Raw genomic sequence first — 14,042 nt, 5'->3', positions numbered from 1 at the left:
TTTTTACCGTACGTGACACGAACGGAGCGAATCTACTTTTTAGGACTTTCACTCATCTCTAATTTCAATTCACCACCACCTGTGATTTGGCTATGCGAAAGCTCAAGATTGCCTAAGTTTTGATTCTTCCAGTTTGCAGATTTCACGAAAACATTAGAAGGGCTGTTTGACTCGGTTTTGATGATGAATTCCTTTCCTGAGTAATAGTCTGTATTCAACTTAATCGTGATTTTGTCAAAAATCGGACTGCCAATTTGATAGGCTGGATCAGCTTCGGTTCCTCCGTTCATTTGGAATAAGCCGATTTTCATCAATACAGCCAAGCTTCCCATCAGCCCTTGATCTTCATCGCCGTTGTACCCATTTTCAGGACTTAGGTCAGAATAGATTCTTTTCACTATAGCCCTGGACCAATATTGGGTCAGATCCGGTCTTCCCAATTTGTGAAAAATGAACGCGGTCTGAATGGAAGGCTGATTGCCATAATTGATCGGAATTCTCCGGTACTCTGGATGGGTTTCCTGAGAATGGGAGGTGCCTGAAGTGAAGCCAAGTTTCTCAGCTTCTACAAAGGAGTTGTTCAAGCGTTCAATGGCGGTGTCTTTTCCACCCATCAATTTTGCCAATCCCTCCAGATCATGAGGGACAAACCAAGTTCCCTGGCTTCCATTTGCTTCGTTGAAGCCGGCATTGTATTCGTAAGGATCGAAAGGGGTTTTCCAGCTTCCATCTACATTTCTCGGTCGCATCCAGCCGGATTCGGTATCAAAGGTGTTTTTATAATTTTCTGACCTTTTCAAAAACTCTTGCTCGACTGCGTCGTCACCTAGTGCTTTGGCCAGCTGAGCAAGTGTCCAATCCTGATAGGCATACTCCAAGGTCAAACTTGGTCCGTCCTGATGATAACCGAAGTTCCCTTCTGGAATTGGCCACGGCACAAACCCATTTTGTAAATAATAAGATAAGCCGCCTCCCAAAGAAGTTTTGTGCTCATAACCCGCTTTTTCCATGATCCCTCCGGGGCGGTGATTTTTCTTTAGGCCTTCATAAGCCATTTGAATATCGAACCCCCGAATACTTTTCTGGTAAGCACTGACGATAAATGGTGTGCTTGATGCACCAGTCATCACGTAGGTGTAGTTTCCACCGGAAGGTCCTCTCGGGATCAAACCTCCATCCTGATAGTACTGCAACATGGAATTGACAAACTCCTCTGTAATCTCCGGATAAACCAGATGCCAAAGCGTATTAATCGTCCACTGAGCTCCCCAAAATGAATCCGAATTGAAGTGTCTGAATTTTGGTTTGCCTGCTTCGTCCAAGGGGATTTGCTTCGCCAAAAGTATTCCACTGGTCATATCAGCATATTTCCCATTTACATCCGAGATCGTTCTTCTTCCCTGAAGGGCATGGAATAAATCCGTGTAAAATCTTCGTCTGTCCTTTTCTGTGGCACCTTCTACTTTGATCCTTCCCAAATAGCTATTCCATTCGTCGAAAGCTTCATTTTGAATTTTCTGAAAATCCCAGTGCACCAACTCAGTAGTTAAATTCAGCATCGCCTGCTCAGCGCTGACGTAGGAAATCCCTACTTTCATGAGTAGTTCTTCCTGAGAATTATCAAAAGTCAGTAGCGCTCCAGAGTCTTTTCCATTGATTTCGGAAAGGGTGGAAGTGACTCCGTTTTCTGACCAGCCCGAGATTTCTGCTATAGGCCTATTGAGTTTGATAGCATAAAAGATTGCGGTATTATGAGGTCTTCTGACGGTGTTCCCATTGATCAGATGCCCTTGAAGGGTAGTGTTATCTAGTTGGGTGATTTTGCCATCGATGATGTCCGAGGGACCTAGCATTCCCCCAAGTCTGATCATGACTTGCTGCTGCCTGTTTTTCGGGAAAGTATAGCGATGAAATCCTACCCGTAGGGTAGAGGTGAGTTCTACTTTTATGTTGTATCGGTCCAGCATGAGCTGATGATAGCCTGGTTTGACGATTTCTGAATCATGGGAAAAAGCCGATCCAAAATCCGTGTTTTTCTCCAACTTTATTTCCGAAACCGGGAGGACTGATAGCCCCGAAAGTTGCCATGCATGAACGTGACTTAGCCCTTTGATGGAGTCGCTTTCATACCTGTAGCCAGATCCCCAAGCTCCACCGGTATCCGTGTCAGGACTAAGATTCACCATCCCGAAAGGTCTGGTTGCGGAGTTGAAAAAGAACCAGCGTGAATTTTTGCTATCCACGTAAGGGTTTACTAAATCTGCTGGAGAGTGAATCTGTGCAAAAGTGGGAGCGGAGAACTGAAAAAATAGAAAAATAAGTGAATATAGAATCTTCATCTTTTGGGTCAGTTGAATTGTAAGGTGAAGTAAGTTTCAAAAAATCGAAAAACAAACCTGAGTAGTAGAGTAATTACGCAAAGGATTTCAGGTCTTTGGGTTTTAAGGATACAAGGTTTGTCTTTGTTTTAGGTTTAATTTTCAAGCGTTTGATCAAAATACAATCCTTCTACTCCAGAAGCAGGATAATATCAGCCAGTGATTAGTAAACATAAAATGAAAAAGGCTGGAAGTTTGAACTACCAGCCTTTTGATTTTTACACTATCTCAAGACTTTCCTTAAAAAGGCAGATCTGCTTCTTCCTTCATCTTCGCAGTTTTTTCTCCCAGCACCAGGAATTCATTGACTACGATCTCGGTGATGTAGCGCTTCACGCCATCCTTGTCGCTGTAGTCGCGGTTGGAGATTTTGCCTTCAATGGCGATCTCAGATCCTTTGTCTGTGAACTTTTCGAGTAGCTCTGCATTTTTGCCCCACATCACCAGTCTGTGCCAGGTAGTTTCGGTGATCCGCTCACCTTTTTGGTTTTTGTAGGACTCGTTGGTCGCAATGTTCACATTACCCACGACCTTGCCACTTTCCAGGGTTTTCAATTCTACTTTGGCTCCTAGGTGACCGATTAGCTGTACTTTGTTTCTTAGCGCATTCATGATGTTTGTTGTTTTGGTTAGAAAATTTGTTTGTCGTTTTCGCTAGAGGAAAAACTTATGATCCAAAGTTGCAGGATGGGTCTGCGACAAGTCGGTAGCAAGTCGTTTGTATTCGATAGTAGCCGTTTGTGGTCGGATAAAGTGGGTTTGGGTGAATTGGAGGTTGGTTGAGGAATCAAAAAAGTTTAGTAGGTTTAGAAGATAAAAGCTATAGTTGCGTATAGCGACTCGTTGTAACCAATTGACGCAAAGATGACGTTTACTTGACGTAACAAGTAAATATGTTTCCGATATACATTTGCTTAAACAATAATTAACATTCAAAATGGAAACAAAAAATTTAGCAAAAAACTTAAAGAATTTAAGAGCAACTCGCGGAATGTCTCAAGAGTATTTAGCAGACGAATCAAGAGTTAGTTTAAGAACTATTCAAAGAATTGAAAATAATGAATCGGAACCAACTGGCGAAACAATTAAAAGAATAGCAATTGCTTTAGACGTTGAATTGAGTGAATTAATTGGTCCAAATTCGGTTAGGGAAACAATCGATTTGAAAGCAACTATAATCTTTCTAAAAAAACAACTTTCTAAAACCAATGAAAAATCGGAAATCAAAACGTTTGAAAAATTCATAAAACTTTTACAGAAGTTAAAAGAAAAGGATTTAAGTACGGAACAGATGGAAGGAATTGAAAGTTACTTGAGATATTTGGAACTAGAAAAAATTCCATCTTTTAGTAATGAAATTTACAAGAAAAAACTAGCCAAATTCAAGAAGTATTTAAAAAATAACTTAGGTTTTGTACCTGAAAATATCTACACAACTTGGATAGCAAGTTTTGCCATTGCATTTGCTACTGCTTTCTCTGTTCAGAGTGGTATTGATACTAGTATCAAAATTGGAGTAATTTCGATTGCATTCCTGTTAATTGGAATTGGAATTTTTTTGGATATCAGAATGAAAAGACAGGAACGATCTTTTAGCTTCTGAAAACAACTGGTTACAACAACTAGGTTTTCGTCGCGTGCGTAGCACGACACCATACCATAAACCGTTGGCGAAATCCCACCTTAACCACCAAAACAACCATGACAACCTTCAAAAGATTTTTATCAAGCCTCTTTATTCTCCTACTTTTTATCGGTGAAGTTTCAGCCCAATCATCAGATATTCCAATCGAGATTGAAGTTGATTTTGCCAATGAAAAAGGACCTATGAAGCCGATATGGGCATGGTGGGGGTACGACGAACCCAACTTCACCTATATGAAAGATGGGAAAAAGCTTCTCGGCGAAATCGCAGAGCTAAGTCCAGTGCCGGTATATGTGAGAGCGCATAGTCTGTTGGTGACCGATGAAGGACCGCGGGCAGCATTGAAATGGGGATCTACCAATGTTTACACAGAAGACGAGCAAGGCAGGCCTGTGTATGATTGGACAATCATTGACCAGATTTTTGATACCTACATTGAGCGAGGGATGAAACCTTTTGCGCAGATTGGCTTTATGCCTAAAGCACTTTCCAGTAGGCCTGAACCTTATCGACATTTTTGGAAGCCAGGCATCAAGTATGAAGAAATATACACTGGATGGGCCTATCCACCGAATGATTATGAGAAGTTTGCTGAATTGGTATTCCAATGGGTGAAGCATTCTATAGACCGCTATGGAAAAGAAGAAGTGGAAAGTTGGTACTGGGAACTATGGAATGAACCAAATATTGGATACTGGCAGGGAACTACAGAAGAGTACATCAAGCTATATGATTATTCTGCGGATGCTGTTAAGCGAGCTTTGCCTACAGCAAAAGTTGGAGGTCCGGAAGGCACTGGTCCGGGCTGGGATAAGGCTGCTGAGTTTCTCACCACATTCCTTAATCATGTCAAGGATGGGACAAATTATGCCACGGGAAAGAAGGGAACGCCTTTGGATTTTATCACTTTTCACGCGAAGGGTAGTCCAAAAGTAGTAGATGGAATGGTGCAAATGAACATGGGAGCTCAATTGAATGATATTGAGAAAGGATTTGAAATTGTTGCTTCGTATCCAGAGTTCAAAGATTTGCCTATCATCATCGGGGAATCAGATCCAGAAGGATGTGCGGCATGTTCTGAAGCAGATTATCCACACAATGCCTACCGGAACGGCACCATGTATTCAAGTTATACTGCCGCTTCTTTTGCCCGCAAATATGCCCTTGCAGATGAGTATGGGGTGAATTTACTGGGAGCAGTTACCTGGGGTTTTGAATTTGAAGATCAGGCTTGGTTTGCAGGATTCAGGGACATGGCTACTAACGGAGTAAATAAGCCGGTGTTAAATGTCTTTCGGATGTTTGGAATGATGGGAGGAAATCGAGTGGAAGTAAGCGGTGATTTAGCTTATAACCACAACAGCATCATAGAAAGTGGAGTCAGAGGGGAGCGCACAGATATCAATGCGCTGGCAACAAAAAATGATAATTCGGCCAGTATTATGCTTTGGAACTATCATGACGATAACATACACATAGGAGATACCACAGCAGTACAGGTGAAACTGAAAGGATTACCGACAGAAAAGGTGCTTCTGGAGCATTTCACCATCGATCAAAAAAACAGTAATTCCTATACCCTTTGGCTGGAAATGGGGTCACCACAAAACCCAACAGCCGATCAGATTGCGCAATTGGAAGAAGCTGGACAATTAAAATTGGCGAGTTCTCCTAAATGGATCACTTTAGCGCAAGGAGAAACAATCCTAAAACTTGATATCGAAAGACAGGGAGTTTCTTTATTGAGGTTTACTTGGTGAATGTTTCCAAACTCTAAAAATTTCAGTCAGTAGTTGGATTCGAAGCAGAGGAACCCAACGTTGTTTTTGGAAATTGGCACTTTCAGACTAGCTATTTGGGTTAGCTAGGGTAAAAAATCAAGGCAGTTTTAAACTTGCTTTAATCTTCACTTAACTTATTGATTTTGTATAGCTTAGTGAGCTTTCAGAAAAGAATAAATTTTCCGGAAAGCCTCTTTCTAAAAATATAACCTTAATTGATACAGCATGGCCAGTGAAATGATTGTTGAGAAGTCTGTAGTGATCGATCAACCCAAAGATCTTGTTTTTGATTACCTGAAGTATTCTAAAAACATGGATAATTATAGTGTTTGGAATATGAAAGATCCCAATAAAAAGACTGAATATTCCGGTAAAGATGGGACTGTTGGCTTTGTATATAAATGGGATAGCTCCGATAAAAGCGTGGGGGCAGGCGAGCAGAAAATATCGAATATCGTCAACGGCGAGTGTATCGAATATGAGATGAAATTTGAAAGACCCATGAAAAATACGGGGACCTCTAAGTTTTTAATTTCTGCCATTAATGACAAGCAAACGCAGGTAACTTGGGATTTCCGTGGACCCACCAAATTCCCCATGAGCCTGTTTAAATGGGTTTTTCAAAAAATGCTGGGTAAAGATTTACTGATGAGTTTGGAAAACCTAAAGAAGATTTTAGAAAAGTAATGTCCAAAAAATGAAAATCCGAGAGTTTCATCTCTCGGATTTTTTTAATGAGTTACTTTTAAAAAGGCAAATCTGCTTCTTCCTGCATTTTTGCGGTTTTCTCTCCCAATACTAAGAATTCATTTACGACAATCTCGCTGATGTATCGCTTCACTCCATCCTTATCGCTGTAGTCGCGGTTGGATATTTTTCCTTCGATAGCTATCTCAGACCCTTTGTCAGTGAACTTCTCGAGTAGCTCAGCATTCTTGCCCCACATTACCAAGCGATGCCAGGTAGTTTCGGTAACCCGCTCGCCCTTTTGGTTTTTGTAGGATTCGTTGGTTGCGATATTTACATGTCCTACGATTTTGCCACTTTCCAGAGTTTTCAATTCTACTTTAGCTCCTAGGTGACCGATTAGCTGTACTTTGTTTCTTAGCGCATTCATGATGTTTGTTGTTTTGGTTAGATAATTTGTTTGTCGTTTTCGCTAGAGGAAAAACTGATGGGTCAAAGTTGCAGGAAGGGAAAGCGCGGAGTCGGTACCTAATCGTTTGTATTCGATAGTATCCGATTGTGGTCGAATAAAGTGGGTTTGAGTGAATCGGAGGCGGTTAAATATTTCAAATGTTTTCAGTAGGTTTAGGAGGAGGTAGATGCAGGTGAGGCATTTTGGCTATGCCTTACCTATATCAGCTTCTGCTCAAAAGTGAAAAATATGGAAATAGAGAAATTTAATAATAATTTTTTCAACCTTAACCCGCTTCCGTCATGGATTTATGAGGATGAAACGCTTGGAATTTTGGAGGTAAACCAAGCAGCTATAGCACATTATGGGTATACAAAAGAGGAATTTCTAACCCTCACTTTGAAAGACTTGAGGCCGCCTGAGGAAATTCCCAAGCTTATGAAGTCCCGTAAAGTTGTAAAAAGCAATGAAGGAAATAGTTACATAGGGGTTTTCATCCACAAAAAAAAGAACGGTACGCTTATCAAAATGGAAATCAACGGACATAAGTTGGTTTTCAATGACCGCCAATGTATGCTTGTAGTGTGTCAGGATGTAACGAAGAAAATCAAACAAGAAGAGCTATTGCTTCAAAGTGAGCAACGCTTCAAAGCCTTGGTGCAAGAAGGTGCTGACATGATCAGTATCATTGATACCGATGGTAAATATAGCTATACCAGTCCTACTACTACATCCATCTTAGGTATTACACCAGAAGAGTTTGAAGGCAAAACGATATTTGACTTCATCCATCCTGATGACAGCGAGAGAGCTGCCGGTTACATGGAGCGAATCAGTACCGAAAGCAAGGTCATTGTGGAGCCCTTTCGATTACTTGATAGTAAGAATGAATGGCGTTGGATTGAAACGGTTCTAACAAATATGATGGATAATCCTGCTGTGAATGGGATAGTAGCTAATTCAAGGGATATTACTGATCAAGTAAGTGCGCAAAGGCAACTTGAAGCCAGTGAATTGTTTAATCGCACCGTATTGGAAAGTAGTCCCGATTGCGTAAAAGTAATGGATATTGAAGGTCGTCTCCAGTACATGAATTACAATGGATTGTGTCATATGGAGATAGACAACTTTTCGGAATTTAAAGACAAATCCTGGTCAAAATTATGGGGCAGCCAAAATGAATACTTAATAAATGCATCTTTAGATAAAGCCTTGGCTGGAGAAACTTCCCAATTTACCGCATTTTGCCCCACGGTTAAAGGTATCCCAAAATGGTGGGATGTATTAGTATCGCCAGTAAGTAATTCCGATGAACCCGTACAACAGATTATTTCTGTTTCCAGAGATATTACTAAGCAAAAAGAAGAGGAGCATCGACTGAAACTTTTGAGTAGTGTCATCACCAACACCAATGATGCAGTTTTAATTACTGAAGCGGAACCTCTTGACGAACCTGGCCCGCGAATCATCTATGTGAATGCCGCTTTTACCAAAATGACTGGCTACACCGCCGAAGAAGTAGTCGGTAAGTCACCTCGAATTTTGCAGGGACCAAGTTCAAATCGAGTTGAACTGGCAAAATTAAGTAAAGCTCTCCGCAATAAGGAGTCGTGCGAAATCACCACCATCAACTACAAAAAGAACGGGGAAGAATTCTGGATAAATTTTACTGTTTCACCGGTAGCCGATGAAAATGGACTGTGTACGCATTGGATTGCCATCGAGCGTGATATTACTGAGCAAAAAAACAAAGAACTTGAAAACGATTTGGTGACCCAAATTAGCTCATGTTTTAATATTGAAAATGACTATGGCAGGGCAACGAATGAGTTATGCAAGGCGATCAGCCAATTTGGAAAGTTTGATTGGGTAGAGATATGGACTTCCAATCTGGAGAAAAACCAAATGCATCTTCTCAACCACTATGTAGCAGATCCTGACGATGAAGAATTCTATCACTTAGGTTCAAAGATTCATACTTTTCAAAAATCAGAAGGGTTGCCTGGAAAAGTCTGGGCCGATAAAACGCAATTTCTCTGGACTGACTTTGAAGATTTGAATTCTTTTGTAAGGAAGAAGGCAGCGAAAAAAATTGGTCTGAGGTCTGTTTTGGGTGTTCCGTTGATTTCAAATAATGAAGTACAGGGAGTTCTGACAATAGGGACTAAACAAAATGCCCATCATCTAAAAAAATATACCCGAATATTTAAACGCCTGGAGGGTTTTATCGGCTCTGAACTCAAGCGGACTATGTTGGAAAATGACTTAAGTCATTTGTTCGAGGCTATTCCGGATATGGTAAGTATAGGCGATTTTCAGGGAAGGTTCTTAACTATCAATAAGGCAGGTTGCGAGTTGATGGGGTATAGTGAGGAAGAAATACTGTTTCAAACCTTTGAGAAATTTATCCATCCCGAAGACAAGGCTATAGCGCTTGACGAACTCAGCCGCTTGGAGCAGGGACAAACCACCTTCAATTTCGAGGTACGATTCATACGAAAATCAGGAGAAATCCTCTGGTTAAGTTGGTATTGCAACACCAATTTAGAGGAAGGATTGATATATTCGACCGCCAAAAATATAACGGAAGAAAAGAAGCTGAGAGAATTGAATAGGCAATCACGCAAGCTTGCCAAAATAGGAAGCTGGGAAATCGACCTGATCAATCAAACACTCTACTGGTCAGAAGAAGTACACCAAATGCACGAAACGGACCCGCATTCCTTTCGCCCTGATTTGGAAAAAGGTATTAGTTTTTATCGCAAGGATTTCAGGGAATTGGTAAGTTCTAATGTGGAGCGATGCATAAGAGATGGTGAACCTTTTGATTTTGAGGCAGTATTGGTGACTGTCAACAAAAAAGAACTTTGGGTGCGCGTCATTGGTAACGCAGAGTTGGTGGATGGAAAATGTCAGCGTATTTATGGCAGTTTTCAGGATATTTATGAGAGAAAGAAAGCGGAAATCAGACTGCTATCGCTTGCCGATAACCTACCTGGCGTTGTGTTTCAATACGATATTTATCCTGATGGTACAGATCGTCTGAAGTCTGTAACCAAAGGGTCTCAGGAAGTTTGGGGATTTTCAGCAGAGGAAGTAATGCAGAATAATCAATTGGTCTGGGATCAAATTGCTGCAGGTGGCGATGTTGAACAGGTAAAAAAGAGCGTTTTAGAATCAGTAGCAAACAAATCAAAATGGTCAGCCCAATGGAAATATGTGCTGCCCACCGGAGAATTGAAAACTCATTTGGGTTATGGATCACCCACTTATTTGACTGATGGCACAGTGGAATTTAATACCGTGATTTTGGATGTGACAGCAGAGGCTAAAAATGAAGAACTTCTGGAACAGGTATCAAAACTGGCGAAAATAGGCAGTTGGGAATTTGATATAGAAAAAAATGAGCTCTTTTGGTCAGATATTGCTCACCAAATTTTAGAAATAGATGGCGAAAACCATATTCCCAACTTAGCGAATGATTTTAATTTTTACAGGGATGATTTTCGGGCCATGGCCCAAGCTAAGCTAAAGGAATCTAAAGAAAAAGGCACAAGTTTTAATTACGAAGCAGTAATCGTTACCAAGAATAAAAAAGAAAAATGGGTCAGTGTTTTTGGTTCTGCAGAAATGCACCATGGGCAATGTAAAAAGATCTATGGAAGTATACAGGATATTACCGAGCGCAAGGAAGCTGAAATAAGGTTACTTTCCCTTTCAGACAACATTCCCGGTGTAGTATATCAGTATTATATCTATCCCGATGGGACAGATGCACTAACGCATATCTCGGGAGCAGTAGAGCAGTTGTGGGGCTTCACAGCAGAGCAAGTTTTAGAAAACGTAAACTTAGTTTGGGATCAGATAAGGGCTGCAGGTGATTTTGAAGAAACCAAAGCAAGCATTTTCAAATCCATTGAGACAAATTCCAAGTGGTCCACCCGCTTGAAATACCTGATGCCAACAGGAGAGCTACGAACGCATCTGGGTATCGGTACACCTGTATTCTTGGCAGATGGAAGTATACTTTTCAATTCAATAGTACTTGATGTTACTCAGGAGGTCAAGAATGAAATGCTACTCCGTCAGGCTTCTGAAATGGCGAGAATTGGCAGTTGGGAAATGGATCTATTATCTCAGGAAGGGGATAAAATGTTCTGGTCGCCGTTGATTAAAGAAATTCTGGAAGTGGATCAGGACTATGACACAAGCCTATCCGGAGGCCTTGAGTTTTATACTGAAGAGAGTCATGAACGTATTAAAAATGCTTTATCTGATTTAATTGATGAAGGACTCGAGTTTGATGAAGAATTACTATTGATCACTAGCAAAGGAAATGAACGCTGGGTCAGGGCGATTGGAAAAAGTGAACGGATAAACGGTAAGTGTACTAAAATCTATGGCAGCTTTCAGGACATACACTTTACAAAATCACTTGAATTGCATATTTCTGAAATATTGCGGAGTATTTCAGATGCTTTTTATGCAGTTGATTCAAATTGGAATTTCACTTATTTCAATAAGGAGTCGGAAAACTTACTGAATAGAAAATGTGAACATGTCTTAGGGAAAAACCTCTGGAAAGAATTCCCTGCTGCCATAGGTACCCCGCTTCAGGAAATATATTTACGTGTAGCTCAGACAGGAAAGTCTGAATCTTTTGAATACTTCTTTCCCGGTGATGGTAATTGGTACGAAGTGAATGCCTATCCCTCCAATGGCGGAATTTCTGCGTATTTCAAAAATGTAGATGGGCGAAGGGAAGCAGCTGAAGCCTTGCAACGAGCATTCGAGGAAAAGAATAATATTCTAGAAAGTATAGGAGATGCATTCTTTGCTCTGGACAAAAACTGGATAGTGACCTATTGGAATAAGGAGGCTGAACTGGTTTTGGGCAGAAATCGGGAGGAAATGGTAGGACAAAATTTATGGGAAAAATATGCAGATGCAATTGACTCTGATTTTTACCGTCAGTATCACAAAGCCCTACAAACTGGGGAAAATGTAAGTTTTGAAGAATTTTACCCAACACTCAGTAAATGGTTTGAAGTAGCGGTCTATCCTTCCCAAGAAGGCTTATCTGTCTATTTTAAAGATGTGACACTCAGAAAAGAAGCAGATATCCGCCTAATCCAAGCCAACGAACGATTTGAAAAAGTGACCGATGCTACCAACGATGCTATCTGGGACTTTGATGTAGTGAAAAATGACCTTTTTTGGGGTAGGGGGTTTCAGACCTTGTTCGGATATAACATGGATGAGACAAAACCTTCGTTTGATTTTTTGGTATCGCTCATTCATGAAGGTGATAGGGTACGTATTGCAACTAAAGTTGCACAATATATGCAAGACCCAACACTGAATAGTTGGTATGAGGAGTACAGATTTTTAAGAGCTGACGGGTCCTATGCATTTGTGATTGATCGAGCCACATTTATACGAAACAAGGAAGGAAACGTAATACGGGTGATAGGTGCGATGACAGATATTTCCGAAAGGAAAAATTTTGAACACCAGCTGGTTGAGCTTAATGAGTCACTGCAAACCTATGCAAAGGAATTGGAGCGCTCCAATGAGGAACTGGAGCAATTTGCCTTTATCACTTCTCACGATCTACAAGAACCCTTGCGGATGATATCCAGCTTTATGGATCAGCTCAAGCGCAAATATGAAGATCAGTTGGATGAAAAAGCCCTCAAGTATATCCACTTTGCCTCTGACGGTGCCAAGCGAATGAAGCAAATTATCCTTGATTTATTGGACTATTCAAGAGCAGGAAGACCAGGTGACTCTTTGGAGCTGGTGAATCTAAACATGATACTTTCAGACTTCAAACAGCTGAGAAGAAAAATAATTTCCGAAAAAGCGGTTAAGATTTCTGCTTCTGAACTGCCAACTATCTACACCTACAGGGCTGGTATTACACAAGTTTTTCATTCACTAGTGGACAATGCAATAAAATATTCGAAGGCGGGAATAGCACCTCACATTGAAATAAATGCGACTGAGCAAGCTGATGAATGGATGTTCTCTATCAAGGATAACGGGATTGGAATTGATCCAGAATTCCATGATAAAATATTCACCCTATTTCAACGATTACATAACCGGAATGAATACGATGGTACTGGCATAGGGCTTTCTATAGCCAAAAAACATGTGGAATTCCTGGAAGGTAAAATTTGGCTTGAATCCACCCCTGGTGTAGGGACTACCTTTTATTTTACTATTGAAAAGAAACATCTAATGATTTGATATAAAGAAGATTATACCTGTTTACATCCTCTTGGTTCAAGATAACAAAGGCGCTATTTTGCTTTCACTTGATGCATTTGAAGAAAGTAAATTTAAAATTGAAATCGGTGTCGCAAGAAATAGAATAGAGGCACTTCATTTCCTTTTCGAGAGGGATACTTTTATTAATTCAGAAAAACCGCAGCTTTTAGGCTGTAGTTTAATTATTAGATGCTTTTCACTAAATATTTATTGAAAAAGAGTTCATATTTATTGAATAACAATAAATAATTAGTATTCTTGTGACATAATTATATCCATCACAGTTATGTCACAAACAAATAATTTCATTTTCAAAGGACTGAGGGTTATTGCCTGGGTCATCTTCGTTGGCCTTTGTATAGAAGCAGGAGGCTTGCTTGTGAATTTCTTTTTCAGTTTATACAATCCAGACTTCGTGTCCAAGCTTTACCAAAGGCTGGATCTAAGCGAAATTTATGAACGAAGCAAATGGGCATTCTTTGGGATGTATAGTTTTATCATTTCCATTGCCATACTGAAAGCAGTGCTATTTTACATAGTGATCAAGCTGGTGACAGAAATTAATCTGCAAAAACCCTTCAATGAATTGGTCTCGAAGCAAATTTTGCAGATCAGTTACTACACATTTTCTATTGGACTGTTGAGTTATATTGCGAGGCAAACGGCTAAGAACCTCAAACATCATGGCTATTCTATGGATGTGTTGGATCAATTCTGGGGGGACAGTCAAGCCTTTATCCTGATGGCTGCAGTGGTTTATGTCATTGGAGTTATTTTCGCTAAAGGCGTAGAAATCCAAAACGAAAACGAGTTAACTGTCTAGG

At 40.4% G+C, this 14,042-nt stretch carries 8 protein-coding genes; 5 read left to right on the top strand and 3 right to left on the bottom strand.

The features are described 5' to 3' along the window. Positions 1-32 precede the first annotated feature (32 nt). Together ACPUEN_RS09610 and ACPUEN_RS09605 are read right to left on the bottom strand one after the other, a co-directional pair. Positions 33-2,339, bottom strand: a complete 2,307-nt coding sequence (locus ACPUEN_RS09610) for a GH92 family glycosyl hydrolase (RefSeq protein WP_425640075.1) — start codon at positions 2,337-2,339, stop codon at positions 33-35. Between the two features lie 279 nt (positions 2,340-2,618). Then, complete coding sequence (locus ACPUEN_RS09605; RefSeq protein ID WP_425640073.1) at positions 2,619-2,990, bottom strand: single-stranded DNA-binding protein; 372 nt, start codon at positions 2,988-2,990, stop codon at positions 2,619-2,621. 325 nt (positions 2,991-3,315) lie between these two features. On the opposite strand from ACPUEN_RS09605, the gene ACPUEN_RS09600 reads away from it, so the two are divergent. The 3 genes from ACPUEN_RS09600 (at position 3,316) to ACPUEN_RS09590 (ending at position 6,491) form a co-directional block, all read left to right on the top strand. Beyond that, a complete protein-coding gene (locus ACPUEN_RS09600; protein WP_425640071.1) occupies positions 3,316-3,981 on the top strand; it encodes a helix-turn-helix domain-containing protein in 666 nt (221 codons plus the stop codon). 98 nt (positions 3,982-4,079) lie between these two features. Further along, complete coding sequence (locus tag ACPUEN_RS09595; RefSeq protein ID WP_425640070.1) at positions 4,080-5,783, top strand: GH39 family glycosyl hydrolase; 1,704 nt, start codon at positions 4,080-4,082, stop codon at positions 5,781-5,783. Between the two features lie 246 nt (positions 5,784-6,029). After that, positions 6,030-6,491, top strand: coding sequence for an SRPBCC family protein (locus ACPUEN_RS09590; RefSeq protein ID WP_425640068.1), 462 nt, complete (start codon positions 6,030-6,032; stop codon positions 6,489-6,491). A gap of 58 nt (positions 6,492-6,549) precedes the next feature. On the opposite strand, the gene ACPUEN_RS09585 is transcribed toward ACPUEN_RS09590, so the two are convergent. Beyond that, on the bottom strand, positions 6,550-6,921 hold the full coding sequence (locus ACPUEN_RS09585) for a single-stranded DNA-binding protein (protein ID WP_425640066.1): 372 nt from the start codon (positions 6,919-6,921) through the stop codon (positions 6,550-6,552). 270 nt (positions 6,922-7,191) lie between these two features. On the opposite strand from ACPUEN_RS09585, the gene ACPUEN_RS09580 reads away from it, so the two are divergent. Further along, on the top strand, positions 7,192-13,197 hold the full coding sequence (locus ACPUEN_RS09580; RefSeq protein ID WP_425640064.1) for a PAS domain S-box protein: 6,006 nt from the start codon (positions 7,192-7,194) through the stop codon (positions 13,195-13,197). Between the two features lie 307 nt (positions 13,198-13,504). Further along, a complete protein-coding gene (locus ACPUEN_RS09575; RefSeq protein ID WP_425640062.1) occupies positions 13,505-14,041 on the top strand; it encodes a DUF2975 domain-containing protein in 537 nt (178 codons plus the stop codon). The last annotated feature ends 1 nt before the right edge of the window (position 14,042 follow it).

The sequence above is a fragment of the Algoriphagus yeomjeoni genome, from assembly GCF_049821175.1.
GTDB classification, from domain to species: domain Bacteria; phylum Bacteroidota; class Bacteroidia; order Cytophagales; family Cyclobacteriaceae; genus Algoriphagus; species Algoriphagus yeomjeoni_A.
This window is presented reverse-complemented; position numbering and strand designations above follow the sequence as displayed.

Bases quoted from the DNA above. Each gene is read 5' to 3' on its own strand.
- ACPUEN_RS09610 (WP_425640075.1), bottom strand. From the start codon at position 2,339: ATGAAGATTCTATATTCACTTATTTTTCTATTTTTTCAGTTCTCCGCT.
- ACPUEN_RS09605 (WP_425640073.1), bottom strand. From the start codon at position 2,990: ATGAATGCGCTAAGAAACAAAGTACAGCTAATCGGTCACCTAGGAGCC.
- ACPUEN_RS09600 (WP_425640071.1), top strand. From the start codon at position 3,316: ATGGAAACAAAAAATTTAGCAAAAAACTTAAAGAATTTAAGAGCAACT.
- ACPUEN_RS09595 (WP_425640070.1), top strand. From the start codon at position 4,080: ATGACAACCTTCAAAAGATTTTTATCAAGCCTCTTTATTCTCCTACTT.
- ACPUEN_RS09590 (WP_425640068.1), top strand. From the start codon at position 6,030: ATGGCCAGTGAAATGATTGTTGAGAAGTCTGTAGTGATCGATCAACCC.
- ACPUEN_RS09585 (WP_425640066.1), bottom strand. From the start codon at position 6,921: ATGAATGCGCTAAGAAACAAAGTACAGCTAATCGGTCACCTAGGAGCT.
- ACPUEN_RS09580 (WP_425640064.1), top strand. From the start codon at position 7,192: ATGGAAATAGAGAAATTTAATAATAATTTTTTCAACCTTAACCCGCTT.
- ACPUEN_RS09575 (WP_425640062.1), top strand. From the start codon at position 13,505: ATGTCACAAACAAATAATTTCATTTTCAAAGGACTGAGGGTTATTGCC.